Raw genomic sequence first — 26,492 nt, forward strand, 5'->3', positions numbered from 1 at the left:
AACCCAGCGACGCTCGTCGAACTGCAAGCATCGTGACTCGGTTCATGCAAGGAGCATCTATGACCCGCCCGCTCCGCACACGGCTGTTAACGGCCGTAGCGGCAACCATCACCGGCGCAGCCCTGGTGTCGACGTCACCGGCGTACGCCATTTCCGGCGGTTCCGCCGCCGACACCACCACGCAGCCTTTCCTCGCCAAGATCCACATCGGGAACAATGACGCGGCTTGCTCCGGTGCTCTGGTAGCTCCGCAGTGGCTGGTGACCTCCGCGGCCTGCTTCGCTGCGATCCCCAGCAAGCCGGAAAAGCTGGCCCCGGGAGCACCACACACCGCGACCACGGCGACGATCGACGGGAAGCACAAGCGGTCCGTTGATCGGATCGTGCCCCGCGAGGACCGCGATCTCGTCCTCGCTCACCTCGACCAGCCGGTCACCGGTGTCACCCCCGCGACGGTGGCGACGACCGCTCCGGGCGCGGGCCACACCCTGCTGGCTTCCGGCTACGGTCGCACCACCGACCAGTGGGTTCCCGCCGAGGCCCACACTGGTGAGTTCACCGTTGAATCGGTCGGGTCCGGCTCGTTAAATCTGCAAGGCGCCGACGACAACGCCAACATCTGCAAGGGCGACGCCGGCGGACCGGTGCTGCGCACCGGCGATCAGGGGCCGGAGATCGTTGCCGTCGCCAGCGGCTCACGTCAAGCGGGTTGTATCGGTGAGACGTCCGCCCAGACCGGCGCGACTGCTACCCGGGTCGACGACCTTGCCGACTGGATGGCAAGCGAGGTCGTAGCGCTGCAGGCAACTCCCGCAACCAAGAACGCGATCAACCTGTCCTGGACCGCGATGACGGGCAACTACCGCATCTACGGTGCCCAGAACCCGAACGTCGCCATCGAGGCCCGCAATCTGCTCGGCGAGACCACCGAGAACCGATTCACCCACACCTCGGTACCAGCCGGTCAGACCTGGTACTACCGCGTCGCCGTTCTCGATACCAACGGCGCCCAAGTCGCCCTCTCCAACACCGTGCAGGCCAAGAGCCGCACTGCCACCGTCACCGACTTCAACGGTGACGGCAAGGACGACATCGCCACCTTCAAGGGCACCCTGACCTCCGTGGCGGTCTCCGATGGCGACCGGTTCGGTGCCGCCTCGCAGTGGAGCAGCAACCTCGCCGGCAACGGCGCGATCCCGCTCACCGGCGACTTCAACGGCGACGGCATCAGCGACGTGGTCACCTTCAACAACGGCCCCGTCAACGTCGCACTCTCCGACGGACAGAAGTTCGGCCCCACCCAGCGCTGGCACGACCACTTCGGCCTGTCCAACCAGAAGGTCGCCGTCGGCGATGTCAACGGAGACGGCAAGGACGACATCATCGCCTTCTCCGGCCGCACCTACGGTGACGTGTTCGTAGCGCTCTCCACCGGCACCCAGTTCCTGCCCGCGCAGAAGTGGCACGACCGCTTCGCCCTCGGCACCGAAACCCCCGCCGTGGGCGACTTCAACGGCGACGGCAAAGCCGACATCGTCACCTTCACCGACAGCGGCGCCGTGTATGTCCCCCTCTCCGATGGGACCCGCTTCGTCCAGGACGGCTGGAAGTGGCACAACCGCTTCTCCCCCACCGGTGAAATCCCCGCCGTCGGCGACTTCAACGGCGATGGCAAGGACGACATCGTCACCTTCCTCCGCGGCGACACCGGCTACGTGTACGTGTCACTGTCCACAGGCGACAGCTTCGTCGAGGACAACGACCGGTGGAACGACTTCTTCTCCATCCGCGACGAATGGCCCGGCGTCGGTGACTTCAACGGCGACGGCAAAGCCGACGTCGTGACCTTCACCCGCGGCGGCCGCGCCCAGGTCTACGTCGCCCGCTCCGACGGCACAGCCTTCGAAGACGGGACCGAATGGCACGGCGACTTCGCCGGCGGACTCGAGTACCCACTCCCCTCCGCACACCGCTAACCACGCAAGCCGACGTGGGGTGTAGGAAGGCGGCGCCTTCCCACACCCCACGATCGCCATCTGGAGCATTCGAGTGCTCCGGCCGATCGAGGGCCCCGGTATCCGCTGGTCAGCGCCGGAAGGCTCTCGGCAACGCGGCAGCTGCGCCTGCCCTTCCCTCGTGTCGAATGTGATCTGAATTACACCCGTTGAACGGAACATCCTGACCCATTTGAGCGATAGCGGAGACGATAGGGCATACGGGTCAAACGCCGCGAAGAGGAGTCGAGGCGTCCGCAGCGTCGTCGCCACGCTCCCCGTTTGGACATGTGCCGTTGTGGGGACGCGGATGTCGGAGCAGTGTCCGCGGGCACCTCCAGTCCACTAGGGACAACCGGGACAGGACGCCCGTCCGAACCTTGGTGGGGTCGGAGAAGCCACCGATTCCCGCTAGTTGGTGCGCCCGCTCTGCGGCGCGCGGAAGTTCCGGTCTGCACTCGACACTGGCCTGGTGCGCACACGAGATGCATACCAAGACTGCCTGGTCGAGCACCGGAATTTCGATCTGGTTTGCTGAATGGAGATCGAGACCTTTGTTTGACGCGATAAGGGCTTCCGGCGTTTCGCAGCTGGAGCGGGCTGAGCGGTTGCTCTCCGACGGGTCCTGCTCGGTGCTGTCGTTGGACATCTTCGACACGGTTCTGTGGCGGCGGGTGCCGCGGCCGACCGACCTGTTCGGCATGCTCGCGGCGCGGCTGCGGAAGGCGGGGCTCTGCCCGGAGTGGGTCACCGACGCGACGTTCCGGCGCATGCGCATCGAGGCCGAACAGCGGGCTCGCCACGCAAGCGGTTCTGCGTGCGGCGAGGTGTCGCTATTCGACATCTGGCGAGAGATGCCGCAGGCGCTGTGCACCGGCACATCGCTCGAGAAGCTCGTTGGCGCGGAGGTCGAGCTGGAGCGTGAGGTGACGGTCGTCGACCTCGACATCGCACGCCTGGTCCAGGTCGCGGACAAGAACGACATCCCGATCGTGCTCGTGTCGGATACCTACTTCACCGCTGACCAGCTGGAGCATCTCCTCGACCGCCGCGAGCTGGAACCGCTGCGGGACGCGCGGGTGTTCCGCTCGCACCAGCACGGGCTGGACAAGGGGTCTGGCCTGTGGAAGATCGTCCTGCACGAACTCGGGAGGAGCCCGGAACAGGTGGTGCACGTCGGTGACAACGAAGTCGCCGATCACGACGTGCCCGGAGAGCTCGGGGTGCGCACGGTGCACTACCGGCGGATCGACGCAGAGTTCGCGAGGGTGCTGGACCGCGAAGGCGAGTCCGTAGATTCCTTCGGCCCGTTCAGCCCGCACGTGCACGCCGAACATGGAGACTTCGGCCTGACCAGCCTGCGCGCGAAGACACTGCAGTCCGTACCCGGGGACGTCAGCACGTCCGTGCGGACGGCTTGGCGTTACGGGGCCTCGGTGCTCGGTCCGGTGCTGACCGGCTTCGCCGAGTGGGTGGCCAGTCGGGCGCATCAGTCGGGCACGCCGGTGGTGTGGTGTCCGATGCGCGAGGGCGAGCTGCTTTCCGAGCTGGTGACCAACGCCGCCCGGACGCGCGGGTGGAACGTGACCGCGAAACCGATCTGGCTTTCCCGGCACGTCACCTCGATCGCTGCGCTGGACTGCTTCGACCACGACTCGGTGCGCGACTTCATCCGCCGCAGCTACCGGCTCACCGTCGAGCAGCTGCTGACGTCGCTCAAGCTGCGCCCCGGCGACGTCCCATCCCTGGCCGACAAGCTGGGGATTCTGCTCAACCAGCCGGATGTCGTGGACCGCGTCACCATTGCGCTCACCGAATCGCCGCACCTCACGAACCGGCTAGCTGCCACGGTGACCGCCGCGCGGGAGCGGTTGCTGCACTCGCTTCGCCGCGCCGGCGCATTGGACGCGCCGGAACTTCCGCTGGTCGACCTCGGTTGGGGCGGGACCATCCAGTTCCAGCTCGACCAGGTCCTGCGCCGCAGCCGCACCGGTGTTCGGCCGATCGGCTTCTACCTCGCCACCAACGAGCGAGCCACTCGCCTGTACCTGGCCGGTCTGCGAACCGAGTCGTACCTCGGACAGATGGGCCATCCGCACGACGTCGTCCACGCCCTCAGCCGCAGCCCTGAAGTGGTCGAGCAGTGCGTCAGCGCCCGGTGCGGCTCGCTGCTCGGCTTCACCGACGACGGCTCGCCCGAACTCGGCGCACCGGGCAGCAGCCCGGCGCAGGATCTCGAATGGCAGGGGGCCCAGCACGGCATCGCGACATTCCAGGAGTTCTGGAACCGCTACGTCGCCCACAGCGACGGGGCGTGGCCCGAACTCACCACCGACGCCGCTGCGCTGTGGCTGGCCAAGATCATGCGCTCGGCGGTGCAGGCCCCCACCGAAGCCGAAGCGGCCGTCTTCGGGAACTGGCAGCACGAGGACAACTTCGGGTCCTCGATCATCACCCGCATCCTGCCCGACGACCTCGTACCGGCGGTGCCCTACCTGTCCCCGCCGGACCTCGACGACCTGGACATGCGGGACGCGTACTGGCCGGAACTCCTCGCTGCCTCTGACCCGAACCTGAGCGCGGCCGTGCGCGCGATGCGCAGCGGCGCGGTCGACCCCGCCATGTTCGAGCAGTCGGGGCAGCCCTCCGAGACCCGGCTGCGGTTCCGCACGCCCGACGACCACTGGTGGGACGGCCCGCGCCGACGGGTCCGGATCAACCACAACGGACTGTCCTTCGCGCGGCTGAACTTCGAATCCGAAGGCGCCACCGACATCTCGCTCGCCATCCCCGGACGACCCGCGATCGTGCGCGTCGACTGGATCGAGATCACCGCGTTCGTCAGCGGCGACCCGAACCCCCGCGTGCTGCGGTGGGAACGCGGCGAGGACTTCGCCGGACTCGTCTTCGCCGAATGCACCTGGCTGGGAGGGAACCTCGTCGAGTTCCACGCCCCGCACGCGGCGATCTGGCTCCCCCTTGCCAACCGCGCCGGAGGACCGATCGCCTCAGCCCAGGTCACCATCGCCTTCGCCGTGCTACCGCAGTCGATGTCCGGCCTCGCACACCGGCTCACCCCCGCATCAGGGCTGGCCCGGGTCACCGGCCGGGCCCGCGAGGAGTACCGCACCCGGGGGATCCGGGGAGTCGCGGCCGGTGCAGCCCGGATCGCACTCCGCCAGCTGGGAGGACGCTGATGAGCACCCAACCCGACCTGGGCAACCGGACCGACCCGCACGCACAAGCCCGGGCTGCCCGGCAACAGCCGCTGCTGCTGCACTCCGTGGCGCTGTTCCGCGAAATCCTCGAACATCTCTTCACCCACCGGCACATCTCGACCGTCGTCGAAGTGGGCGTGGAGTCCGGCCAGGTCAGCTCCCTCTACGCCGAGCTCGGCGCGGTCGCGGTCCACTGCGTCGAGCCCGACCCCACGCCGGAACTCCGCGCCGCGATCGCCGACAACGACGCCCTGCACCTCGCGCAACGACCGTCCCCCGCTGTCCTCGCCGAGTTACCGATCGCCGATCTGTACGTGCTGGACGGGGACCACAACTACGCCACGGTCCGCGCCGAACTCGACTGGATCACCGCCAACGCACCGGACGCCGTCGTCGTGCTCCACGACCTGCTATGGCCGTGCGCACGCCGGGACATGTACTACGAACCGTCCAATCTGGACCCCGCAGACCGGCACCCAGCCACCACCGACGGGCCCACCGTCGGCCACGACGGGCTCACCCCGTCCGGATTCATCGGACGCGGCGCCTTCACCTGGGCAACGCACGCCGGCGGCGAACGCAACGGCGTCCTCACCGCCGTCGAAGACGCCCTGGCCGCAGCACCCGACTGGCACCTCGAGCTGATCCCCGCGGTCTTCGGACTCGGCATCATGCTGCGACCGACCGCGGAACACGACACCGACCTCCTCGACATCCTCCAGCCCTACAGCCGATCCACACTGCTGACCGCCCTGGAGAACAACCGGATCGCCCTCTACACCCGGGTGATCGAGCTCGAACACGAAGCCGCCGCCCACGCCACCAACGCCGACGAACTCGCAAGCACCATCGCCGCCAAACAAGCCGAAATCGACGCACTCACCCAAGAGCTGAACACGCTCCGAGAACGCCACGCCAATCACACCAATCGCCTCACACGAGAGAAAAGCCTCCTGGCAGAGGAGCTGGAAGACCAGCGGCGAGTCACCAAATCGCTCCAGAACCTCGCCCGGGCAGCCACATCGCCCCTACGACAGCGCGCACGGCCCCAACCGTGACGAAGGACAGTTTGCCGCGCTAGAGCGCTCATACCATCGGTTCGCAGAGAACACGAATTGGCACCGGGTAAGGGGAAACCCCCTATGCCCGGTGCTCCTGAAGGCAGGATGGAATCCATGTAAACCGTCCCCGTCAGCAAGGGACCAGCGGATGTGCCACGGCCGGATCGCTGCGCTCACCTCCGCGTCGATCGCCGTGGCTATCCGATCATCGCCACTGTTGGTCAAGACGCTGACACCGTGGACTTCGGCGCCGTGTCCGAGAAGCGGAAGCTTGTGCTCGCTACCTTCGACCTGTGCGCGGTATGCGCGCTGCCGTTCGGTGAGGAACTGCGTTGGCAGGTCAGCTTCGACAAGGACGACCTGGTCCGGGCGAAGGAGGCGCTTTTCGGCGAGGCTCCAGTGCATGAGGTGTGCGGGCTCTATGCGTCCCAGGTGTGCCCATTCGTCTCCTCACCACATGCACGGCTCGGCGACGAGCTCCGCAAGGGAATGAAGCGCCCGAGGAAGTCGTACTCGCGGGTTACCGCCGAACACACCGAGTGTTTGGAGAGCAATCCCGCCTGCAAGCCGGCACCGGAGTCCTGCATTTTCAGATGAAGGACCTCACCGCTTCACACGTTCTCAGGAACTCAGCCGAGGCAGCCGCCGCATATGCGCAAGCGTTGGACGCGGAGCCAACCCTCGACGTTGATCCGCAAGAACAGGCGTTAGTCGACGCTGCGCCCCTTGACGCACTGCTGGAAGACCCACTACACCCACGGTGCCGTCACCGGATCCGGCTCCAACCGATGCAGGCGACGCCCCCACCGCGCGTGAACACTGTTCGGATGCGGATCTGTCCTCCCTCTCTGCCATACGAGAGCACTCGGACGGAGTCGCCTGCTGTTCGGCATCCGGGTTCTCTCGCCGTTGTGCATTGATCCAGTTGGCCAGCGTGCCTGCGTTGATCCCCAAATGCAGGGCGACCTCAACAACCGGCTTCTCGGTCATGATCACTATAGTTCTGGATCTCCTGGAGCCACCACTGGCCGTTTACACATCCCGAGTGGTCCAGTATCTCGTCGAGACCCAAAAATTCGCGGTCAGCCACCAAGATATCGGTTCTTCTTTCACTTCTCCCACCAGCGCTCTACTTCCACGGCAATATAGCTGACCGCCGTGATTGCCGTAGCGATTGCGATGGCGATTGCCAGCTCTTCAAGACTGGTCGGAACCGCCATGATCGCCGTCAACGCAACGCATAGCAGGAAAACGCCAACCCAGACGAGGAAATTCAATAATCCTTCTCTCGCCGGATCCTCCATGAACTTGACAATTGTGTACCCGACCCGACGTAGCTCCTAAACTTTCTCGACCGGAAACCGTACTTGCGGCCTGTTCGGATGAGTATGAGGTTAGACAAGCCAGCTACGCCCCGCACCGCTCCGAACGCTCCAGAAACAGCACCCCTTGCCCACCCGCCCAAGGACCGTCCGCTCCGTCACTCGTTCGCCCGTATCCCGCGAGACCGCAATTTACTGATCATTGGGATTTCGCGTTCCATCTCACCACCCCGGTCTTTCAATCTGCAGGTTACAGGCGCCTCCTCCTGTCGATGAACTCCCTGATTCTGGAAATCAATGTCTCCATTTTGCCTGGAGGAGGGAATTTCGACGGGAACACATCTCTCAGCACGCGGGAGGCTTCGCCTGAATCAAGAAATCGGATTGAGTATTCCGTCCCGTACCAGAGAACCCTGCCGGAAGCCAGTTCCGCGTATGCGTCAGCATCGTCTGGGTCTGCACGGTCGCTGAAATCCCACGGATTTTGCGGGTTGCCCGTGCTACTGGCGAGGACCATGTCAACATTGACATCTTGATAGGTCTTGCCCCGATGACGCCATGTTACATCGGCAACGCCGACCCAGAGGTATCCGACGAAAATCATCCCATCGGATACCTCTGCTATCCGGTTGTGGAATCGGTGAATGTCCGGTGTCGATGCGTCTGTCATCACCATCGCCGCCTGTGATTGACATGATAGTTGGTGGTCATTCTACCCTTTGGCTTGTTTCTCCATTCAAAGTTGGACTGCCATTTGCCCATATTCTTCTTGTACTGCGGAGGGCGCCACTGCCGCAAGCCATTCCTGGAATATAGTCGATATCCGCTGTCTGCTGACTTCCTGACAGCCCGGCGGCCTACCCACATTCGGCCCGCTAGATGAGAAGTGAGCCGAGTCGCTCGGATTCCGCCAGACAATCCTTGCGCAGCTCGAGCCACACGAACTATTCGATAAGCGCGATAGACCCACGCTGCAGCGCCCAAACCCGGTACGAATCCAAGCGCGGTGAGCCCGATTTCCCATTTGTTGCGCCACACCCATGAGCCGACTTTGCGGCACCAGCCGCAGGACCATTTGCCGTCGAGGTCGAGTTCGTTGATGGGGTTGGCGTTGGTGTAGTCGTAGTCGTTGGCGGAGCCGCCTTCGACGGGGTCGACGGACAGGAAGCGGCCGAGCAGGAGTGAGTAGGGCCGGGCTCCCATCTGCACGAGGGATAGGGCTCCGCCGTGTTCGTAGGGGCGTTGGTGCTGGCCGAGCCAGCCGTAGTCGAACTGCCCGGGCTGGTTGTCCGGCACGTTGTCCGGGTCGACAACACCGGCCGCCGTCAACGGTTCGCCGTAGGGGGTGTAGGTGCGCAGGTCTCCGAGCTGGGCACCGGCGGCGTCGGTGCTCAGGGTGAGATCGCCGCGGACGGTGGGGTGGTCGTAGCGTCCGGTGGCGTTGCCCCGAGCATCGAGAGTGGCGGTCCACAGCACTCCGCCAGGCAGGGAGATCGTGCGGGAAACGACCCGCTTGTTGGTGTCGAGGGCGAGGTCTGCGGTGTCGCCGTCGGCGCTGTAGCTGTAGAGCACCGCGGCCGGAGTGTCGCCCTGGGCGGCGTCCCGACGGACGATCCGATCGGTGGCGTCGCGGCCGTAGGTCACCTCTGCCACGTCGGCCGGGTTGGTGCTCGTAGTGCGGGCGGTGAGGTTGCGGTCAGCGCTGTCCCAGCCGAGAGCAGTGGTGACCGGACCCTGGACGTACTGGGTGGTGTTTCCGTGGTCGTCGTAGGTGATTCCGGTGACCGGGTTCGCGCCGGTGGTGGCGAGGATGCGGTCAGCGGCGTCGTAGCAGTAGCCGGTCTCGGTCGTGCCCGTGCCGGTGTCGTCAATCAGCCGTAGGCGGTTGGTGTTGGCACCGGCGTTGGTTTGGGTGCCGGTGGGGCAGCCGCTGGGTGCGGTGGTGAAGTCGTAGGTGTAGTGATGCCCCGTTACCCACGCCTCGGTGAGTCGTCCGGCGGCGTCGTAGAGGTAGTTCGCCCCCGTCGGGTTGGCGTCGACACCGGCGAGGGTTTCGTCGGTGATGGTGCCCGCGCGGCTGCGACTCACTGTGGAGACGACTTGGGTGGCGTCGGGTTTGCGCCAGGTGAGCGACGTGACTCGGGCGGCTTGGTCTTTGCCGATCGTGGTCAGGGAGGTGCCGCTGCCGTAGTTGACCGAGGCTAGTTCGCCGGCGGCGTCGTAGCCGGGCATCGCCAGCACCGTGGTGGTGGGGGTGCCGTTGACGGTGGCCAGGAGCTTGGTTTCCAGGACGCGGCCTGCGTCGTCGTAGCGGTACTCGGTGGTCTGGGGTGTGTCGGCGATGTTGGGTGGTGTGACGATCTCGCTGGTGACGCGGCCTGCTTGGTCGTATCTGGTTTCGGTGCGGGTGCCGTGCACATCGGTGTAGAGCACGGTGCGGCCGAGCAGGTCGACGCGGGTGGTGATGGTTCCCGCTGTGTCGGTGACCGAGGTGGTTTGCGGGTCGCCGCCCACGGCGTAGTTGGTGGCGACGGTGCGCGCTGGGGCGGTGGGGTTGGCGGGGTAGGTCTTCTCGATGACCCGGTCGCGAGTGTCGTAACGAGTGCAGATCCATGTGCCGTTGACCGCCTCGGCGACCACGCGGCCGGAGGCGTCATAGACCTGCTCGTCCATCCGAGCAGGCCCGCTCGTGGGCGCTGGTGAGGTGGTCAGTTTCGCCAGACCGCCCTGATTGGCGGGATCAACGGCGGGTGTGCAGGGGTTGTCGCGGGTTTCGGCGTCGCCGTAGTAGGTGGTGGTGCTCTGGGCGCCGGAGGGCATGGTTTTCCCGGTCTGCCGCAGGTATCCGGCGCCGGGCGTCTCATAAGCGTTGGAGGCGGTGAGTGCCAAGCCTGCCGGGTCGGTGATGCTGGTAGTGGCCAGCCCGTGGATGGGGTCCAGGCCGTTGTCGTTGTAGCGGGTGGTGGTGACCTTGTTGGGCACGCCGCCTGATTCGTCCTCGGTGGTCGAGGTCGTCAGCCCGTAGCGCGGCCTGAGTTGGGTGCCGGGCACGACTTCCTGCACGCCGGACGGGGTGGTCCAGTGCAGCTCCAATTGAGCGGTGAGGTCGTACTCGTAGTACTCGACACGGATGCGCTTGATCGCGCCAGCGCTGGGGCTGGACACCGTGGCCTGCCGCCAGGCCGGTGTCGTGTTGCGCCAGTCGTCGATCAGGATCTGGTCGTCGATCCACACCCGGACGCCGTCGTCGGCCAGCACGCGCAGGGTGTAGGACCCGGCTTGGGGGAAGATGATCTCGCCGGTGGCGCGCAGTGAGAAGTGGTCGGCCGGGATTCCCGGTGCGGGTGCGTCATACCCCAGGTTTCGGGCGAAACTCCCGTCCGCGGTGCCGATCCCGGTGCCGTAGTACTTCGGCGCTCCCGCGAGTTCGCGGTTGTCGTAGAGCGACACCGCCAGGCTGTTGATACCTTCGTCGTACTCGGTGTGGTTGTGGTCCACAGTAGACGCGCAGGTGGAGCTTGGCATTAGGCCGTTGAAGCAGGATTCGGGTGCGGGTCCGTAGGTGTCGGTGGGGCGGTCGGCGTGGTCGTAGATGGTGGTGGTCTTGCGGCCCACTGGGTCGATGGTGGCGACGACCTGATCCTTGACGTTCCACTCCTGGCGGCTGGCCTTGCCGGTGGCGTCGGTGTCGGTCAACTGCCGGAACCCGGCGTCGAAGGTGACCTTCCGCGCGAACCCAGAGGCCGGGGTAAGACCGGCGACGTCGACCTGCGTCTCCCCGCCGTTGATATAGCGGTAGGTGTGCGTGGGCCGGGCTTGACCGGGTGCGGGCGCGGGTTGGGTCACCGAGGTGGCTTTCGGTTTGCCCGTGGCCGTGTCGTAGGCGATCGCGGTGAAGACCTCGGTGCTGGACTCGCGCGTGGCGGGGTCGACAGCGATCCAGTCGTTGGCCAGGGGATCGCGGATCACGTCGATCTTGCCAGAGGTGGGGCTGTAGCCGAAGTCGGTGAGTTCGCTACCTGGGTCCTCGATCCGGGAGAGCTTCCCGGCCACGTACCACAGGTGGGTTTCGGTGCCGTCCCAGTAGGTGATGCGGCACAGCATCTGCGACGGCGGTAACGCGTCCCCACCAGGCGGAACCGGTGTGCTGCCGTAGCAGTCGTCCCCGGGCCGGTTGTAGTGCAGTACGTGGGAGCGCCCGGAGACCGGGTCCTTGATCTCCCGCAGCCGCACCGGGCTGCCGTCGTAGATGTTCTGCAGCGCCGCGGGTCTGCGGGAGTCCGCGACGGAGTTCTGCGACTCCAGCTTCCCATCGGCGCGGAAGACGAACACCTCGCCGCCATCGGTCAGCGTGACCCGCCCAGCCGTGTCCAGCGAGAGGACGCCGTCTTCACCAGTAGGTGGGGTGTAGCCGCCGGTGGCGGCCTTGGTCCAGGTGTGCTTCGCACCCGTCGCATCAGTCAGGACGACCGTCTGGTCGGCTACCTGCGCGGAGACGTAGCTGCCGCCGCTGCCGTCCAGATCGGCCGACAGCGTCCAGCCTTCCGACAGGGCGGGCAGGTCCTCGGTGTAGAGCCAGTCCGAGCGCACGATCTGGGACGGAACCGCGACGTCATCGGCGGTTTTGACGAACAACCGCAACCTGGCTGAACCGGTCTTCTCTGCCAGTTCCACCTTGATCGGCACGCGCTGCCCCGCCGTCAATGACACCCCGGTGGCCTGGGTCCAGTTGACATCGCTCGGGCCTTCGCCTAGGTACACCTGGGTGCCGTTGATCCACACCGTGGCCTTGTCGTCGTGCACCCCGGCGAACAGATAGGTGCCGGTGGCCGGGACCTGGAAGAAACCGTTCCACTGCACGATGAAGTCGTCCGCCGGCAGCGCCGGCGCGAACGGGGAGGCCGTGCCCCAGTCGACGTTGACCTGCGGCTCGGTGCGCACCAGCGTCGGCTGCACACCGTCGTCGATCACTGTGTTGCGGTTGAGGTCCTTGTAGTACGACGCGCGCAGCCCTTTCGGGTCGGTCTGCTGCGAGTTGTAGGAGAACGACACACCCGCCGTACCACCGACCGTGGTGAACGTCGGCGACGACGCCTGGGTGGAGACGTTGCCGTTGGCCAGGTTCACCTCCACCGGGCCAACATCATCGGTCGGGGACGGTCCGTGGTCACCGATACGCAAATCGACCTTGACATGACCGACCCAGGACGAGGTCGTGCTGGTCAGGTTCGCCACCGTGGTGACCTGCCAGGTGTAGGCCACACCGTCCTGCAACACACCCGGCGGTATCGTCCACTGTGGCGTATCGAGGCAGCCGGACTCGACGACCACGCCGGTCTTCGCGTCCGGCCCGGTGGCGACGCGGAAGCAGTACTTCACCGCCTCCCCATCCGGGTCCGATACGGCACCCACCTGCAGGGTCGGTGTCGTGGTCGTCACCGTCGCGTTGTCCGTCGGCGCAACCAGCGGCGCAGCCGGAGGCGCCGACCCCACGTCGACCAGCAACGTGGCGTCGAGGTGCTTGTAGGTCCACACCCCGGCCTGCTCGTGACCGATCAGCATGAACCACGCCGTCGGATCACCCCGCTCGACCAGGTAACGGATGAACCCGGTCAACCCCTCCCCGGCGAACTGGCCGGTATCCCCCACGTAGGTGCTGGCGACGTAGCCACCCACAGCGTTGAAGTTGAAACCGGAGGCGTGGTACAGGTCGGTGTTCCACGACTTGACCGAGCCGGTGTAGCCCGGCACCTTCCACACGTCCAGACGCGAACCGACCACCGTCTTGCCGAACAGCGGTGAGTAGTCCACTTTGAACACGCTGCGGTTGTAGGTGTCACCAGCCGACTGGCTGTTGCCGATCCGCAGCCCGCAGTTCGCGCACTCATAGCCATCAGAGCGATAGGCGCGCGAGTCGATCACACCGAACGACATCGTCGGATCCACGAACACCGGATACTGCCGCTGCGGCGCCCGCAGCCACTGCTCATCCACCGAGACATTCAGGAACCACTGCGGTCCGACTTGGGTCAGTTCCTAGCGGCCACCCGTCATCGCGGGCGCCTTGTCGCCGCCACCGGAGGAATCCCACACCTCGACCGGCGGCAACGCCACCTTCACCACGCCACCAGCATCCTTGAGGGCTACGCCACCGGTGGCATCCAGTTCAGGCGTCAAACCCTCGGTGGTCAGGCGAAAACGCCACGACGACCTGCCCTGACGCTTGAGGACGATGGTCTCCTTCACCGCCCCAGACGTGACCTCGTAGGTCAAGTCCGTATCCGGCTGGACATCGGTGTAGGCAGCCTTGTCCCCGTCGAGTCGCACCGGGCGGTCCGCGGCTTGCTCCAGCGCCAGCGACGCCTTCTTGCCCTCGACCTCCACCGCAACCACGGCCGGATCGTTGGCCTTGGATGCCACCGAGGGGCGCAGGACGTGCCGCTGCGCATGTGCCCGCGTCGATCGCCGGTCAGACTGCAGGGTGGTGTCGACCGGCTGCCACTGTCCCGCCTCGTCCTGGACGTTCAACGGCACCGTCGACTGCCGCAGCGTCCGGGTTCCGTCCGGATTCGCCCACTCCTCGACAAACATCGACCGCGACACCAGCTTCGACCGCACGGGATCGAACCGGGATCCCGCATACCCGTCGCGCTCGGTCAGCGGTCCGAAGTCGGCATCGGTCCGGCCTGGAGACACCGGTTGCGGAGTGGGTTTGCCCGGCAGTAGCGGATTCTCGCGCGGATCACGCGCAGGATCCGGCGCAGCCGACGCCACCGCAGGCGGCACCACGACCTCGACGACCGAGACACCGACCGCGAACACCAGAAGGACGCAAAGCAAACGAGACAGCAACCGCCGCACACGAGAGCGCGCGCGATCATCAGGACGAGCAGGGACCATGCCGAAACTCCTCGAAGAATCGGTGCAGGCCCCACAGCCCGCGCCAAGAAAGCCGTCACATCGTCACCAGACGACCATCAGAACACCAATACGACAAACGGGTGATAACTAGGAGCAACGGCGCCGGATCGCTCCGTGGCGGTTGGCGTGGTGCGGAAATGAAATCATCTGGGGCAGGCGAGCTTTCGTGTAACGCCCGATGTGGTCGCGTCGATAGAGGCCGCGACACCGTGCTTTTCGGCGCATCACGGCGCCGAGCGACAAACGCATACCTGGCGCCTCCGCTGACCAGGAGCAGAAGGGCCAGGCCGTGCGTTCCCTCCTACGCAGGTCCCGCACCACCACGCCACCATCCGCAGAGGGGTCGGAGCCGACCACGCCGTCGATTCTCGACGAGTACGTGACCAGCGCGCCCGCCCCGCAGAACGCCGTCGACCTCTTCGCTGGTGAGTGGTCTTCCCAGCTCCCCGCGCCGCTGCAACACGTCCAAGCGGGTCCGCTACCGCTGTTCGACGACGCCCGCGTCACCTGGGCCATCGAGTCCTTCGGTGGTGTAGCGGAAAGCCGCATCCTGGAGCTCGGACCGCTCGAAGGCGGACATACCTACCAACTCCACACCGCCGGCGCCGAAATCACCGCGGTCGAAGCGCAAACCCGCGCCTACCTCAAGTGCCTCATCGCCAAGGAACTGCTCGGCATGCCTCGTGCCCAGTTCCTGCTCGGCGACTTCACGCCCTACCTCCGTGACACCGAGGAGCGCTTCGACATCTGCTTCGCCAGCGGCGTGCTCTACCACGTGCGCAACCCCGTCGAAACCATCGCGCTCACCGCGAAAGTCGCCACCAAGCTGTTCCTGTGGACCCACGTCTACGACGAAGACATCATCAGCCGCAGCGAGCTGCTCGCACCCCGCTTCCCCGGTCATCAACCGGTCGGCTACCTCGGCTTCGGCCACACCCTGCACCGCTTCAACTACGCGGAAGCCCTGCAACGCAACGGATTCTGCGGTGGCAGCGCGCCATACAGCAACTGGCTCACCCGAACCGATCTGCTCGCCGCTCTGGAGCACTTCGGCTGGACGGTCACCAACATCGGCTTCGACACCCCCGACCATCCCCACGGCCCAGCCCTCGCCCTCACCGCCACCCGAACCGACTGAGGCACAGCGGTTCTCGCGTCCTGAGCACGCTGTTGTTTTTCCGGTTCAGACCTGCCGAGGTAGTAATGACGACGAATCGTCGCCCCAGAATCGCACTATTCGCCATCGTCTTGGCGCTGTCGGCCAGTGGCCTACCGCACGCCCAGGCGAGTCCGGCGGTGCTCGTGGAGAAGACCGTTCATCCAGCGGCGTTGCCTGCCGCCCACCCTGTGACTCCGCGAGCGGAGAAAGTGCCGTTGGCCGATGCGGAGCGGCCACCGGGGGTCCCGGCCGGGATGCGCGAAGCCGCGTCACGGCGGCAGTTCTCGCTCATAGGGCTGACTTGGCAAGGCACGGAACCTGACTCGATCGAACTGCGCACCCGATCCGTTCGAGGCACCTGGAGTGGTTGGCGGACCCTGGACCAGCAGGACGGCGGCCCGGACCGCGGCCAGTCCCCGAAGACGACCGAACCGCTGTGGACCGGGCCTACCACCCGCGTTCAGGTCCGCGCCCAGCGCGCGGGCAGACCAGCTACCGACGAACTGACCTTGGTCGCCATCGATCCGGGAACCTCGACCAACGACGCCCAGATCAGCCAGCTTTCCGCCGCGAGCAGCAGCGTCTCCACCGTGCCAACGGTCGTCACCCGCGCGCAGTGGGGTGCTGATGAATCACTGATGACCTGGGATCCGGAATACGCCACCACGGTCAAAGCCGCCGCGCTGCACCACACCGCCGACAGCAATGACTACACCTGCGACCAATCCGCAGCGCTGGTACGCGGCATCTACTACTACCACTCGGTCACCAACGGATGGGGCGACATCGGCTACAACGCGCTGGTCGACAAGTGCGGCACCATCTTCGAGGGCCGCACCGGCGGCCTGCACCTGCCGACCCTCGGCGCACACACCGGCGGATTCAACCGGCACGTCTTCGGCATCTCGATGATCGGCGACTACGACGCGATCCCTCCCAGCACCGCGACGCTGGAGTCCGTGTCGCAGATGATCGCGTGGAAGCTCCCCAACAGCTACGTCGACCCCGCTGGCAGCGTCACACTCGTCAGCGCCGGAGGCGGCACTTCGAAATACGCCGCAGGAACACCTGTCACGCTACCCACGCTCTTCGCCCACCGCGACGTGGGACGAACCACCTGCCCAGGCAGCTTCGGCTACGACTCCCTGGGATCGGTCCGGGACCGCACCGTGCAACTGGCCGGCGACTGGCGCAGCGGGCCGATCCACCAGAAATGGCAGGCACTCGGCGGCGAAAACGAAGCAGGCCCGGTCTACGCGGTGGAGAACGACTGGCCCGGGGGAGGCCGAGCCACCGTGTTCGGCAGCGGATCCTCGACCATCGCGTGGCGCAGCGACTTCGGCGCACACCAGGTCAAGGGCGACATCCACGTGACCTACAACCGGCTCGGCGGACCGACCGCGGGTGTCTACCCCACCACCGACGAACTCGCCACGCCCGACACGATCGGCCGATACAACCACTTCACCCACGACGCTTCCATCTACTGGACCCGGAACACCGGCGCGCACGCCGTGTTTGGAGCCATCCGCAACGCCTGGGCCGCCAACGGATGGGAAACCGGACCCGCCGGTTACCCCATCACCGACGAGCTAGGCACGCCTGACGGAGTCGGCCGGTACAACCACTTCACCAAGAACGCCTCCATCTACTGGACCCCCATCACCGGCGCGCACCTCGTCCACGGAGCCATCCGGGACCGCTGGAGCGCCCTCGGCTGGGAAACATCCTGGCTGGGCTACCCCACCAGCGACGAATACGCAGTGACCGCCGGACGACGAACCGACTTCCAAGGCGGCTACATCGAATGGAACGCCACCACTGGAGGCACTACCGCCCAGGTCAAATGACCGCGATGACAGGTGGCGCGGGTGGTCGCCCGAACCACCTGCCAACGCGTCGAGCCCGGCTGCACCAGCAGGTGGTCGACCACTGACTACCAATTCCGATCAGCAGCGGCCATCTATATGACGGCGTTCACTGTCGTACTTGTCAGAGATGTTCGCTGCCAGTTCGGTTCCGCTTGAATCATTGCGAACATCGACCGTGACGGCGGAGGCATTGGGGGCGCTGGCTGTTACCGAACGCGGTGCGCACGATGGTGCGGATTTGCAGCGGGTCGATTTCGCTGGCAATCTTCGCCGTTGTTCGTGACGAATCCCTTGATTGGCAGTGATTGGAATTGCATGCTACCGCCGGTGAGGTTAACCATCACCAAGAAGACCCTCAGGATCTCCTGAGGCTCTGGACTTCCGGCGTCGTTGACACTGCCGTTGGTGACACCTCATCGAGACTCCAATCCGGACCGGAATAGACGATCACCAGGCCGTTCGTACGGAGGTAATTAGCCAGATCTGTGTCGTCGCCGCTGGTGCCACTGCCCAGACGGGCCCGGAGGGCCTCGAGGAGGTGGTCCTCCCGGACGTAGGTGTTCTTCATGACCGGTTCCCGAGTGCGGGCGCTGGTGTGGCCGTGACGGCAGCGGTATCCCGGCCGGTTGTGTACCCTGTGCGCGTCGCACCGCCGATCACACACACCACACACGATCAACCCCGCCAACCTATACACCCGCGTGTCCCCCTCCTTGCTCTTGCGAGCGGCACGCATGCCCTGGATCGACCGGAACGTCGCCTCGTCGACCAGGGCGGCGTGTGCGGGCGCGTTCGACACCACCCAATCCTGTTGGTCCATGCGTCCCCCGGCACCGCCGCCGCGACGAGCAGCACCGTGGTTGCGCAGCGTGCCGTGCCGGTTCCACACCTGCACCCCCGTGTAGCGGGGATTCTCCAGAATCCCGGCGACGGTTCGCGCAATCCACGCCTGTCCCGAACGGTGTGAGTTGCGCTCCCGGTCCGCTCCCGATGGGCACGGCACCCCGCGTTCGTTAAGTTCCCGGGCGATCCCCGCGACGCTGCGCCCGGCGGCGCGCTGCTGGAAGATCCACCGCACCCACGGCGCCGTCACCGGATCCGGCTCCAGGCGGTGCAGGCGCCGTCCCCACCGCGCGTGGACACGATTCGGGTGCGGGCCCGCGTCAACGAGGCGATATCCATACGGTGGCCGGCCACCCAGAAACCGGCCCTGCTGACAGACTTGGGTACGCATCGCCGCCAGCACCCGATGCCGGGTTCGTAGCACTTCCTGCCGGGACTGGGAACCCAGTAGCAGCATCAACGCCTGGTGTGTCGGATCGTCGAGATCCACCGGCCCACCGGCCTCCGGCAACCACAGATCCACACCGTGCTCGGTCAGGAAGGCCAGCACCGTCCGGATCTGATCGCCGTAGAAGGCCCGCTCGTACTCCCCGACCACCACCGCGTCGAAACCGCGGTCCGGGCGCCGCGCCTCGTCCAGCAGTGCCGCCGCCTGCCGTCGTTTCGGCCACGACCACCGGCGTGAACAGCCCTCGTCGAAGAACTCGGCCACGATCACCCCACGACCGGCGATCGTCTCCTCCGCCACCTCCAGCTGCCAGGCCAGCGAGGTTTCCTGATCCTGGAACTCCTGGGTCGACATCCGACCGTAAAACGCGAACCGCACCAGGACCTCATCACGGCCACTCCCCCGCCGGCCCGACCCCCGACGACGACCACGACCGGCCACTCTCTCCGGGTCTGCATTCTTTGACTCGATCACCGCGCACACCCCGCATCCAGCACCACCGACAAAGGCAGTCCTGGAACGCCCCCGCGCAGCCCCTCTGACGCCAGCCCCACACAACATGACCCGAATAGCCGCACCCCACCGTCACAGGCAGAAGACTCCGGCACACCCAGGCCGATTCACACCACCCCTGTGACCAGTCACATGGCTGTAGCCTCGAAAAAAGGGAGTCTGCTACGATTCTGGTGTGATTTCCCCAAAGACGGGAAATATCGCGCGAGTAGGGGCTCAAGTCCCCCTCGGACACTCTCTTACCCCACGGGTTTTCTGACCCGGAGGCTAGCACTCCTTACTGCTGGTAGCGGGGTTCTTCCTTTGACGCCCGACGGTGGAGTCCGTCTCGAGCGCGGAAGGGTTCTCGCCGGATGGGGCGATCAGTTCGGGAGCTGGACAGCCTGGTATCGGCCTGAGCCACCAGCCAGCGTGGCTGCACACGATCTCCAGCCCCGCTCGGCGAAGATAATCACCAACCTCGTTGCCCACATCATCCTCGGATGGTTCCCCACCCCGCTGACTGAGCAAGCCGGGTAAAGCATCGCGAAGGTGATCCTCGCGGACATACACGGTGCGGGGCACCGGACTCGGCCGCGGTAAGCGTGGCCTGTAGCCGTGGCGGCAGCGATACCCGGCACGACCATGAACCCAGTGCGCATCCATCCGACGGTCGCACTCCCCACACACCACCAGATCAGCCAACTCGTACGTGCGAGCCTCGCCGTCCTTGGTCGCCCGGACCGCACGGATCCGTTGCACGTCGAGGAACGTGGACTCTTCGACCAACGCCGGATGCGGCCGCTCCTCGGACACTTCCCACTCCTGCGCCGCATTCCGCCGCACTACCCCTGAGCCTCGGCCACCCGCGCGTCCCCCGGCGCCGTGGCCCTTCGTGGAGTGCCGGTTCCAGACCTGCCGGCCCGTGTAGCGCGGATTCTCCAAAATCAGCGCAATAGTGCGGGCGATCCACCCCTTACCCGGGCGATGTGTGTTCCGAGCCTGGTCCACATCGGCCGGACACGGCACGCCACGCCCATTGAGCTCCCGCGCCAACGACGCCACCGACCGACCACGCGCCCGCTCGGCGAACATCCACCGTACCCACGCCGCCGTTGCCCGGGTCCGGCTCCAGCACGTGCACACGCCGCCCCCACTGCGCGTGCGTGGCGTTGGGATGCGGCCCCGCATCCACCTCGCCCTTGTTACCGATCGCGCACATGGCGTTCACGCTGAACACATTGCCTGTCTTGCCCACCACCTGCGTCTGGCCTGCCGGAGCCCAGGTGCGACCGACGGCGGCGTCGGAGCGGATCCCGGTCTGGTCCAGCCACAGCACCATCGCGCCCTCACGGCGGGCACAGGCGGCGATCGCCGGATAGTCCTCCTCCAACCATCGGTGCACCGCTTCCAGGTCCTGCTCGTAGGCCCTGCGGATCGGCTTCTGCGGCGACAAACCCCAAGAACGCAGATAGTTCCCGATCAATTGCCCTAGACAAGCCATAAGGCCACTGGATGTAGCCCCCCACCAGTCCCGAACTCCACCCACGATCACAGCAGCGGAACCACAAAGGGTGCAGCTATCGCGGGTGGATCGGCGCTTGGCGTCGTTGGTCATCTCAGATCGGGTCGGTGGGGCACCGGAACGGTGTGCACTTTCCCCTCGAATACCGTGGCGTGGACCGCAATTTCTTTGATCGACGCGGATCGACGTCGTACGGGTCTTCCGCCAGCACGGTGAAGCCAGGGGCTCTCACTAGGCGGGGTATGGGGTAGCGCTGCTGGTCGAGCACGCGCCTCTCCTGGGCGCCGCGGTTTCTACGGCGGTTGGGTGCAGCTCCCTCGCCGGTTGATCCCGCGCCAAGCGAGAACCCGCCGACGTTCACAGCTCCAACACCACCTGCGGCGACGAGTCCGAACGCAACTGTCCGCGGGACTGGACCCATCGAGCGGGCTCGAACTGGATCTGTCCAGCCGAGGAATCCGCACGAAAACTAACAATGTCTGTTACCTGCATCACTCATCTCGCCCGTAAGGAGCGTCGAGCATGGTGAGCGAGAGAAGTACGGACGACGCCTCGCACCGCAGACGCATGTCGAGAGTGGCGATGGCGAGTCTCATCGGCACGACCATCGAGTGGTACGACTTCTTCCTGTACGGCACGATGGCAGCCCTCGTCTTCAGCCAGCTGTTCTTCACCGACCTCGACGCCGCCACCGGGACCATCGCGTCCTTCGCCACCTTCGCCGCCGGATTCCTGGCCCGCCCGATAGGCGGGATCGCATTCGGCTACTTCGGGGACCGGGTGGGGCGGAAGACTTCTCTGATCGCGTCGCTGAGCTTGATGGGTGTCTCCACCTTCCTGATCGGAATCCTGCCCAGCTACAACACGATCGGCGCGCTGGCCCCGGTGTTGTTGTCGATTCTGCGGATGCTGCAGGGCTTCGCGCTCGGCGGTGAATGGGCTGGTGCTGCGGCACTCGCGACCGAGCACGCCGATGAACGCAAGCGCGGCTTCTACGGCGGATGGGTGCAGCTCGGGTCGACCGCGGGCGGTGTCCTGTCCACCGCGACCGTCCTCGTGCTCACCACCGTGCTGGACAAGCAATCGTTCCTCACTTGGGGTTGGCGAACACCCTTCCTGTTCAGCGCGATCCTCGTCATCGTCGGCATGTTCATCCGGCTGAAGGTGGAAGAAACGCCGGTCTTCCAGCAGATGCAGCAGGAAGGGCGCAGCCGTCGGATCCCGCTGGCAGCGGTCTTGCAGCGGCAGTGGAAAACCGTGCTGCTCATCATCGGCATGCACCTGGGCAACACCACGATCGCTTTTCTCACGAGCGTGTTCCTGCTGTCGTACGGAACCCAGCAGATCGGCATGGAATCGAACGTGGTCCTGATGGCGAAGTTCATCTCGGGTCTACTGCTGATGACTCTGGTGTCAATGCCGGTGGCCGCGCTCGGCGACCGCATCGGGCGGCGGCCGGTGTACCTAGCCGGAACGATCGGGTTGATGGTCACGGCGTTCCCGACGTTCTGGCTGTTCGACACCGGGAGCTTCCCGCTGGCCCTGCTGGCCATCACCCTGATCAGCCTGGCGAACGTGTTGATGTACCAGACCCAGGGCGCGTTCTTCACCGAGATCTTCGATCCCGAGGTCCGCTGCACCGGCGCTGCACTCGGCGTCCAGATCGCCACCGTGATCGGCGGCGGCACCGCACCGATCATCGCGACCTCGATGCTCGCGCTCAGCGGTGGCCACTCGTGGTCGATCGCCTGCTACCTGATCGTCATCGGACTGATCTCCACCGCATGCACGCTGCTGGTCAAGGAAAGCCGGCCCCTATCGTCGAGACAGCGGCACGAGGTCGCCGCGGAAAGTGTGAGCTCACGATGACCAGTGCCGACATCATCTTCACCGGTGGCGCAGTGCTCACAGCGGACCGGAAGCGGCCCACCGCCGAAGCGGTCGCGGTGGCCGGGGATCGGATCCTCGCGATCGGCACCACCGCGGAAGTGCTGGCCCACCAGGGACCGAAATCCCGCATGATCGATCTCCGCCGCGGCTGCCTGATGCCCGGATTCGTCGAGGCGCACGGTCATCCGGTCCTGGACGGGATAGTGCGCAGCGGCGCCATGATTGACATCCGGCCGGTCACCGCGCCCACCGCGGCGGACGTCCTGGACCGGATCAAACGCGAGCTGGTCTCGGACGACGACCGGGTCGCGCACTTCTTCGGCTGGGACCCCCTCCTGCAGGAAGGGCTGGGCACTCCCGAGAAGGCGTGGATGGACGAGATGGCGCCAGATCGTCCGTTCATCATCACGCACAACTCCGGGCATGCGGTGTACTTCAACACCGCGGCAGCGCGGGTGGCAGGTGTCTCGAGCGCGACCGAGGACCCAACCGGCGGCAGCTTCGGGCGGGACGGCGATGGCGAGTTGACCGGCGTCGCGTACGAGAGCGCGGGCTGGCGCCTTCGCGCACTGACCGCGCACCGTCCGGACGAACTGATTCCGGTGCTGGCCACCGAGTTCGCCGCACTTTCGGCGGCCGGGGTCACGACGATCTCCGACATCGGCTTCGACCCCGCCCACCGCCCCGCCTTCGACCAGGCAGCGCGCAACGGCGTGCTGACCGCCCGAGTGCGGATGTACGAGAAGGCCGGGCCTGCTCTGCGCAGTGAAGTTCCGCTGGACAACGGCGATGACCTCGTCAAGCAGATCGGCATCAAGATCTGGTGCGACGGCTCTCCCTGGGTCGGCAACATCGCCACCAGCTTCCCGTACCTCAACACCCCGCAGACGACGGCGATGGGCCTCGGCTGCGATCATCGCGGGCACCCCAACTACACGCCGGAGCAGCTGCGGGAGATCAGCGAGGCCTACTTCGCCGCCGGCTGGCAGTTGGCCTGCCACGTGCATGGCGACGAAGGCGTGGACATGGTGCTCGACGTGTGGGAGGAACTGCTGGGGCGCCAACCGCGTCCGGACCACCGACTGCGCTTGGAGCACTGCGGAACGATGACGGCCGAGCAGTACGCCCGAGCGGCCCGAATCGGCGCAACGTGCAGCCTGTTCGTCGACCACCTGCACTACTGGGGTGACGTGCTCGTCGACGGGCTGTTCGGTCCGGAGCGCGGCGCGCGGTGGGCCGCGGCCGGCTCCGCGGTGCGGGCCGGACTCCGCATCTCGCTGCACAACGATCCCCCGGTCACGCCGGAAGAACCTCTGCGCAACATCGCAGTAGCGACAACACGGCAATCCAGCAGCGGTAGGGTGCTGGCGCCTGAGGAGCGACTCACCGTTGACCAGGCGATCCGGGCGCAGACCATCGATCCGGCCTGGCAGCTGTTCTGCGACGACCAGGTGGGCTCCCTCGAACCGGGCAAGTACGCCGACCTCGTCGTGTTGTCCGCCGATCCGCATCGGGTACCGCCCCGGGAGATCGCCGGATTGGAGGTCCGGGCGACCTTCCTCGGTGGACGCCAAGTGCACGGCGAAGTCTTGTGACAGCAAGCGGGCGGAGATGACAAAGCTCCGGAGAACCAGCGATTCTCCGGAGCTTCTCGCCGGACCCACGCCGACGCCGCAGGACCGGGAGGAGTCAGGTGATCGGCGTGGTGGTGCGCAGGTCGATCGCGGTTATTCCGTGGCCGATCAGTGCTTCGGACACCTGGCTGGGGAGGTCGAGCACGGTGGCACCCGCTTCGGCGAGTGCTCGGGCTTTCGACTCGCCGCTGCCCTTGCTGCCGGTCACGATCGCTCCGGCGTGTCCCATCCGCCGTCCCGGTGGCGCGCTTCGCCCAGCGATGAAGGCAACCACCGGTTTTGTCATGGTGGTGATGTATTCGGCGGCTTCCTCTTCCATCGTCCCGCCGATCTCACCGACCAGCACCACCGCGCGAGTGCGCGGGTCGGCCTGAAGGGTCCGCAGCGCGTCGGTCGTGGTGGTGCCGAGGATCGGGTCTCCTCCGATGCCGATGAACGCCGACTGGCCGTATCCGGCCGAGACGAGGTTGAGCGCGAGCAGCGTGCCGAGGCTGCCGCTGCGCGAGATCACCCCGATGTCGCCGGGTTGGAAGATGTTCGCGGCGAAGCCGGGCATGATGCCGACGGCCGTCTCCCCTGGCAGCACCAGGCCTGCCGTGTTCGGTCCGAGCACCTGGGTGCCGTGCTCGGCGGCCTCGGCGAGCACCCGCATCACGTCCTGGTACGGGATGTGCTCGGTGAGGATGACCAGCTTGCGCACGCCTGCGTGGATCGCATCCAGCGCCGCGGCGCGTGCCCCCATCGGCGGCACGAACAGCACGCTTGCGGCCACCTCGTGTTGCGCGACCGCGTCGGAAACCGCGTCGTAGACCGGGATTCCGTTGACGTTCCGGCCACCCTTGCCGGGGCTGGCACCGGCGACGATCCGGGTGCCGGACTCGACCATCCGCTCGGACCAGAACGTGCCCTGCTTGCCGGTGATGCCTTGGACCAGCACGCCTTCGTGCTTGCGGACGAGCATCAGTTCATCACCTCGCGCTGTTCACCGGCCGCCGCGACCGCCGCGCGCACCGCGTCGTCCATCCTGTCGAAAGGGGTCGCTCCCAGGCGTTCCCGGACGAGCGCCACGGCCTCGTCCTCGCCGGTACCGTGGATGGTGAAGAACACCGGAATCCGGGGCTTGAGTTCTTCCAACGCCGCAACGACTCCTTCGGCCATGACGTCGGTCCGCGCGAACGCACCGCAGAAGTTGACCACGAGGCTGCGCACGCGGGGGTTGGACAGGACCAGGCGAAGCGCGGGAGTCGCCTTGGTGTAGGCGTCCCCGCCGATCTCCAGGAAGTTCGCCGCCCGCCCGCCGTAGTGCCGGACGGCATCCACTGTGGTCATGGTCAGACCGGCTCCGTTGGCCAGCACTCCGACGTCGCCGTCGAGCTCCATGTACTGCAGGCCGAGTTGCTTTCCCTCGCGCTCCAGGTCGGTGCCCGGGTCCTGTCCGGTCATCCCGAGTCCCGACAGCAGTTCGGCATGCCGCGGGATCGCTGCCGGGTCCAGCGAAACCTTGCTGTCCAGCGCGATGACGCGCCCGTCCGCGCCGACCGCGAGCGGGTTGATCTCGACCAGCGTCGCGTCGACGTCCCGGTAGAGCCGATATGCGGCCAGCAGCGTGGTCACCACCTGGTCCACGACCTCATCGGCCAGCCCCGGGACCGCGACAAGCCCGCGGACGGCCTCGGCGTTCAGCCCGACGCGGATGTCCACTGCCAGGGACCGGATCGCGCCCGGTTCGACCTCCTCGACGTCCATCCCGCCCTGGTCCGAGAACAGCACGAGCGGACCTTTGCTGTTCGGGTCGTTGAGGATGGCGGCGTACAGTTCGGACCGGATGTCGACGCATTCCTCGACGAGCAACTCGTGCACGACATGGCCGCCGATGTCCGCGCCGAGCAGGCGCTGCGCGACCTCTCCTGCTTCGGCTCCGCCTGCGGCGAAGTCGATTCCGCCGAGCTTGCCGCGTTTGCCGGTCGGTACCTGGCTTTTCAGCACCACCTTGCCGCCGATCGCGGTTGCGGCGCGTTGCGCTGCGGCCGGATCCGACACGAGCGTGCTGCGGGGTACCGCTACCCCGGCCTCGCCGACCAGCTGTTTTCCTTCGTATTCCAGCAGATCCATCG

17 protein-coding genes are annotated in these 26,492 nt (G+C 66.2%); 8 read left to right on the top strand and 9 right to left on the bottom strand.

The window, feature by feature from the left end; all coding sequences use genetic code 11:
- Positions 1-59: 59 nt before the first annotated feature.
- The 4 genes from OU415_RS09425 (at position 60) to OU415_RS09440 (ending at position 6,870) form a co-directional block, all read left to right on the top strand.
- Positions 60-1,976, top strand: coding sequence for an FG-GAP-like repeat-containing protein (locus OU415_RS09425; protein WP_270948232.1), 1,917 nt, complete (start codon positions 60-62; stop codon positions 1,974-1,976).
- 572 nt (positions 1,977-2,548) lie between these two features.
- The gene (locus tag OU415_RS09430; protein ID WP_333777396.1) at positions 2,549-5,191 is read left to right on the top strand and encodes an HAD family hydrolase; all 2,643 of its coding nucleotides are present in this window, start codon (positions 2,549-2,551) and stop codon (positions 5,189-5,191) included.
- On the top strand, positions 5,191-6,270 hold the full coding sequence (locus tag OU415_RS09435) for a class I SAM-dependent methyltransferase (RefSeq protein WP_270948233.1): 1,080 nt from the start codon (positions 5,191-5,193) through the stop codon (positions 6,268-6,270). The genes OU415_RS09430 and OU415_RS09435 overlap by 1 nt, the downstream gene beginning before the upstream one ends.
- Positions 6,271-6,510: 240 nt before the next feature.
- Entirely contained in the window at positions 6,511-6,870 is a 360-nt protein-coding gene (locus tag OU415_RS09440) for a hypothetical protein (RefSeq protein ID WP_270948234.1), read from the top strand.
- Positions 6,871-7,382: 512 nt separating this feature from the next.
- Here the strand turns inward: OU415_RS09440 and OU415_RS09445 are convergent.
- From OU415_RS09445 to OU415_RS09460, 4 genes are all read right to left on the bottom strand, one after another.
- The gene (locus tag OU415_RS09445; RefSeq protein WP_270948235.1) at positions 7,383-7,577 is read right to left on the bottom strand and encodes a hypothetical protein; all 195 of its coding nucleotides are present in this window, start codon (positions 7,575-7,577) and stop codon (positions 7,383-7,385) included.
- 268 nt (positions 7,578-7,845) lie between these two features.
- A complete protein-coding gene (locus tag OU415_RS09450; protein WP_270948236.1) occupies positions 7,846-8,271 on the bottom strand; it encodes a hypothetical protein in 426 nt (141 codons plus the stop codon).
- The gene (locus OU415_RS09455; protein WP_270948237.1) at positions 8,265-13,589 is read right to left on the bottom strand and encodes a PA14 domain-containing protein; all 5,325 of its coding nucleotides are present in this window, start codon (positions 13,587-13,589) and stop codon (positions 8,265-8,267) included. The genes OU415_RS09450 and OU415_RS09455 overlap by 7 nt, the downstream gene beginning before the upstream one ends.
- A gap of 42 nt (positions 13,590-13,631) precedes the next feature.
- Positions 13,632-14,495, bottom strand: coding sequence for a hypothetical protein (locus OU415_RS09460; protein WP_270948238.1), 864 nt, complete (start codon positions 14,493-14,495; stop codon positions 13,632-13,634).
- A gap of 310 nt (positions 14,496-14,805) precedes the next feature.
- Here OU415_RS09460 and OU415_RS09465 point away from each other — a divergent pair, with 310 nt between their 5' ends.
- Positions 14,806-15,654, top strand: a complete 849-nt coding sequence (locus OU415_RS09465; RefSeq protein ID WP_270948239.1) for a class I SAM-dependent methyltransferase — start codon at positions 14,806-14,808, stop codon at positions 15,652-15,654.
- Positions 15,655-15,884: 230 nt separating this feature from the next.
- Complete coding sequence (locus OU415_RS09470; RefSeq protein WP_270948316.1) at positions 15,885-17,525, top strand: N-acetylmuramoyl-L-alanine amidase; 1,641 nt, start codon at positions 15,885-15,887, stop codon at positions 17,523-17,525.
- A 376-nt stretch (positions 17,526-17,901) separates the two neighbouring features.
- Here the strand turns inward: OU415_RS09470 and OU415_RS09475 are convergent, their stop codons facing one another.
- The 3 genes from OU415_RS09475 to OU415_RS09480 all read right to left on the bottom strand — a co-directional run bounded on the left by OU415_RS09475 (position 17,902) and on the right by OU415_RS09480 (position 20,815).
- Entirely contained in the window at positions 17,902-19,215 is a 1,314-nt protein-coding gene (locus OU415_RS09475) for a recombinase family protein (protein ID WP_270948240.1), read from the bottom strand.
- 402 nt (positions 19,216-19,617) lie between these two features.
- Positions 19,618-20,424 (bottom strand): recombinase family protein, encoded by an 807-nt coding sequence (locus OU415_RS38305; RefSeq protein ID WP_408641825.1) that lies wholly within the window; start codon positions 20,422-20,424, stop codon positions 19,618-19,620.
- On the bottom strand, positions 20,306-20,815 hold the full coding sequence (locus OU415_RS09480; RefSeq protein ID WP_270948241.1) for a winged helix-turn-helix domain-containing protein: 510 nt from the start codon (positions 20,813-20,815) through the stop codon (positions 20,306-20,308). Before OU415_RS09480 ends, OU415_RS38305 begins: the two co-directional genes overlap by 119 nt.
- Before the next feature lie 621 nt (positions 20,816-21,436).
- On the opposite strand from OU415_RS09480, the gene OU415_RS09485 reads away from it, so the two are divergent.
- Together OU415_RS09485 and OU415_RS09490 are read left to right on the top strand one after the other, a co-directional pair.
- Positions 21,437-22,723, top strand: coding sequence for an MFS transporter (locus tag OU415_RS09485; RefSeq protein WP_270948242.1), 1,287 nt, complete (start codon positions 21,437-21,439; stop codon positions 22,721-22,723).
- Positions 22,720-24,339 carry an amidohydrolase gene (locus OU415_RS09490; protein ID WP_270948243.1) on the top strand — a complete coding sequence of 540 codons (1,620 nt, stop codon included), beginning with the start codon at positions 22,720-22,722 and terminating at the stop codon, positions 24,337-24,339. Before OU415_RS09485 ends, OU415_RS09490 begins: the two co-directional genes overlap by 4 nt.
- A gap of 94 nt (positions 24,340-24,433) precedes the next feature.
- Here the strand turns inward: OU415_RS09490 and sucD are convergent, their stop codons facing one another.
- Together sucD and OU415_RS09500 are read right to left on the bottom strand one after the other, a co-directional pair.
- On the bottom strand, positions 24,434-25,339 hold the full coding sequence (sucD, locus tag OU415_RS09495; protein WP_270948244.1) for a succinate--CoA ligase subunit alpha: 906 nt from the start codon (positions 25,337-25,339) through the stop codon (positions 24,434-24,436).
- The gene (locus tag OU415_RS09500) at positions 25,339-26,490 is read right to left on the bottom strand and encodes an ATP-grasp domain-containing protein (protein ID WP_270948245.1); all 1,152 of its coding nucleotides are present in this window, start codon (positions 26,488-26,490) and stop codon (positions 25,339-25,341) included. The genes sucD and OU415_RS09500 overlap by 1 nt, the downstream gene beginning before the upstream one ends.
- Between the last annotated feature and the right edge of the window lie 2 nt (positions 26,491-26,492).

Source organism: Saccharopolyspora oryzae, from assembly GCF_027853915.1.
Lineage (GTDB): Bacteria > Actinomycetota > Actinomycetes > Mycobacteriales > Pseudonocardiaceae > Saccharopolyspora > Saccharopolyspora oryzae.

What these genes read in the sequence shown, in the direction of transcription:
- OU415_RS09425 (WP_270948232.1), top strand. Translation starts at nt 60, where the DNA reads ATGACCCGCCCGCTCCGCACACGGCTGTTAACGGCCGTAGCGGCAACC.
- OU415_RS09435 (WP_270948233.1), top strand. Translation starts at nt 5,191, where the DNA reads ATGAGCACCCAACCCGACCTGGGCAACCGGACCGACCCGCACGCACAA.
- OU415_RS09445 (WP_270948235.1), bottom strand. Translation starts at nt 7,577, where the DNA reads ATGGAGGATCCGGCGAGAGAAGGATTATTGAATTTCCTCGTCTGGGTT.
- OU415_RS09450 (WP_270948236.1), bottom strand. Translation starts at nt 8,271, where the DNA reads ATGGTGATGACAGACGCATCGACACCGGACATTCACCGATTCCACAAC.
- OU415_RS09460 (WP_270948238.1), bottom strand. Translation starts at nt 14,495, where the DNA reads ATGGTCCCTGCTCGTCCTGATGATCGCGCGCGCTCTCGTGTGCGGCGG.
- OU415_RS38305 (WP_408641825.1), bottom strand. Translation starts at nt 20,424, where the DNA reads ATGTTCGCCGAGCGGGCGCGTGGTCGGTCGGTGGCGTCGTTGGCGCGG.
- OU415_RS09485 (WP_270948242.1), top strand. Translation starts at nt 21,437, where the DNA reads ATGGCGAGTCTCATCGGCACGACCATCGAGTGGTACGACTTCTTCCTG.
- OU415_RS09490 (WP_270948243.1), top strand. Translation starts at nt 22,720, where the DNA reads ATGACCAGTGCCGACATCATCTTCACCGGTGGCGCAGTGCTCACAGCG.
- sucD (WP_270948244.1), bottom strand. Translation starts at nt 25,339, where the DNA reads ATGCTCGTCCGCAAGCACGAAGGCGTGCTGGTCCAAGGCATCACCGGC.
- OU415_RS09500 (WP_270948245.1), bottom strand. Translation starts at nt 26,490, where the DNA reads ATGGATCTGCTGGAATACGAAGGAAAACAGCTGGTCGGCGAGGCCGGG.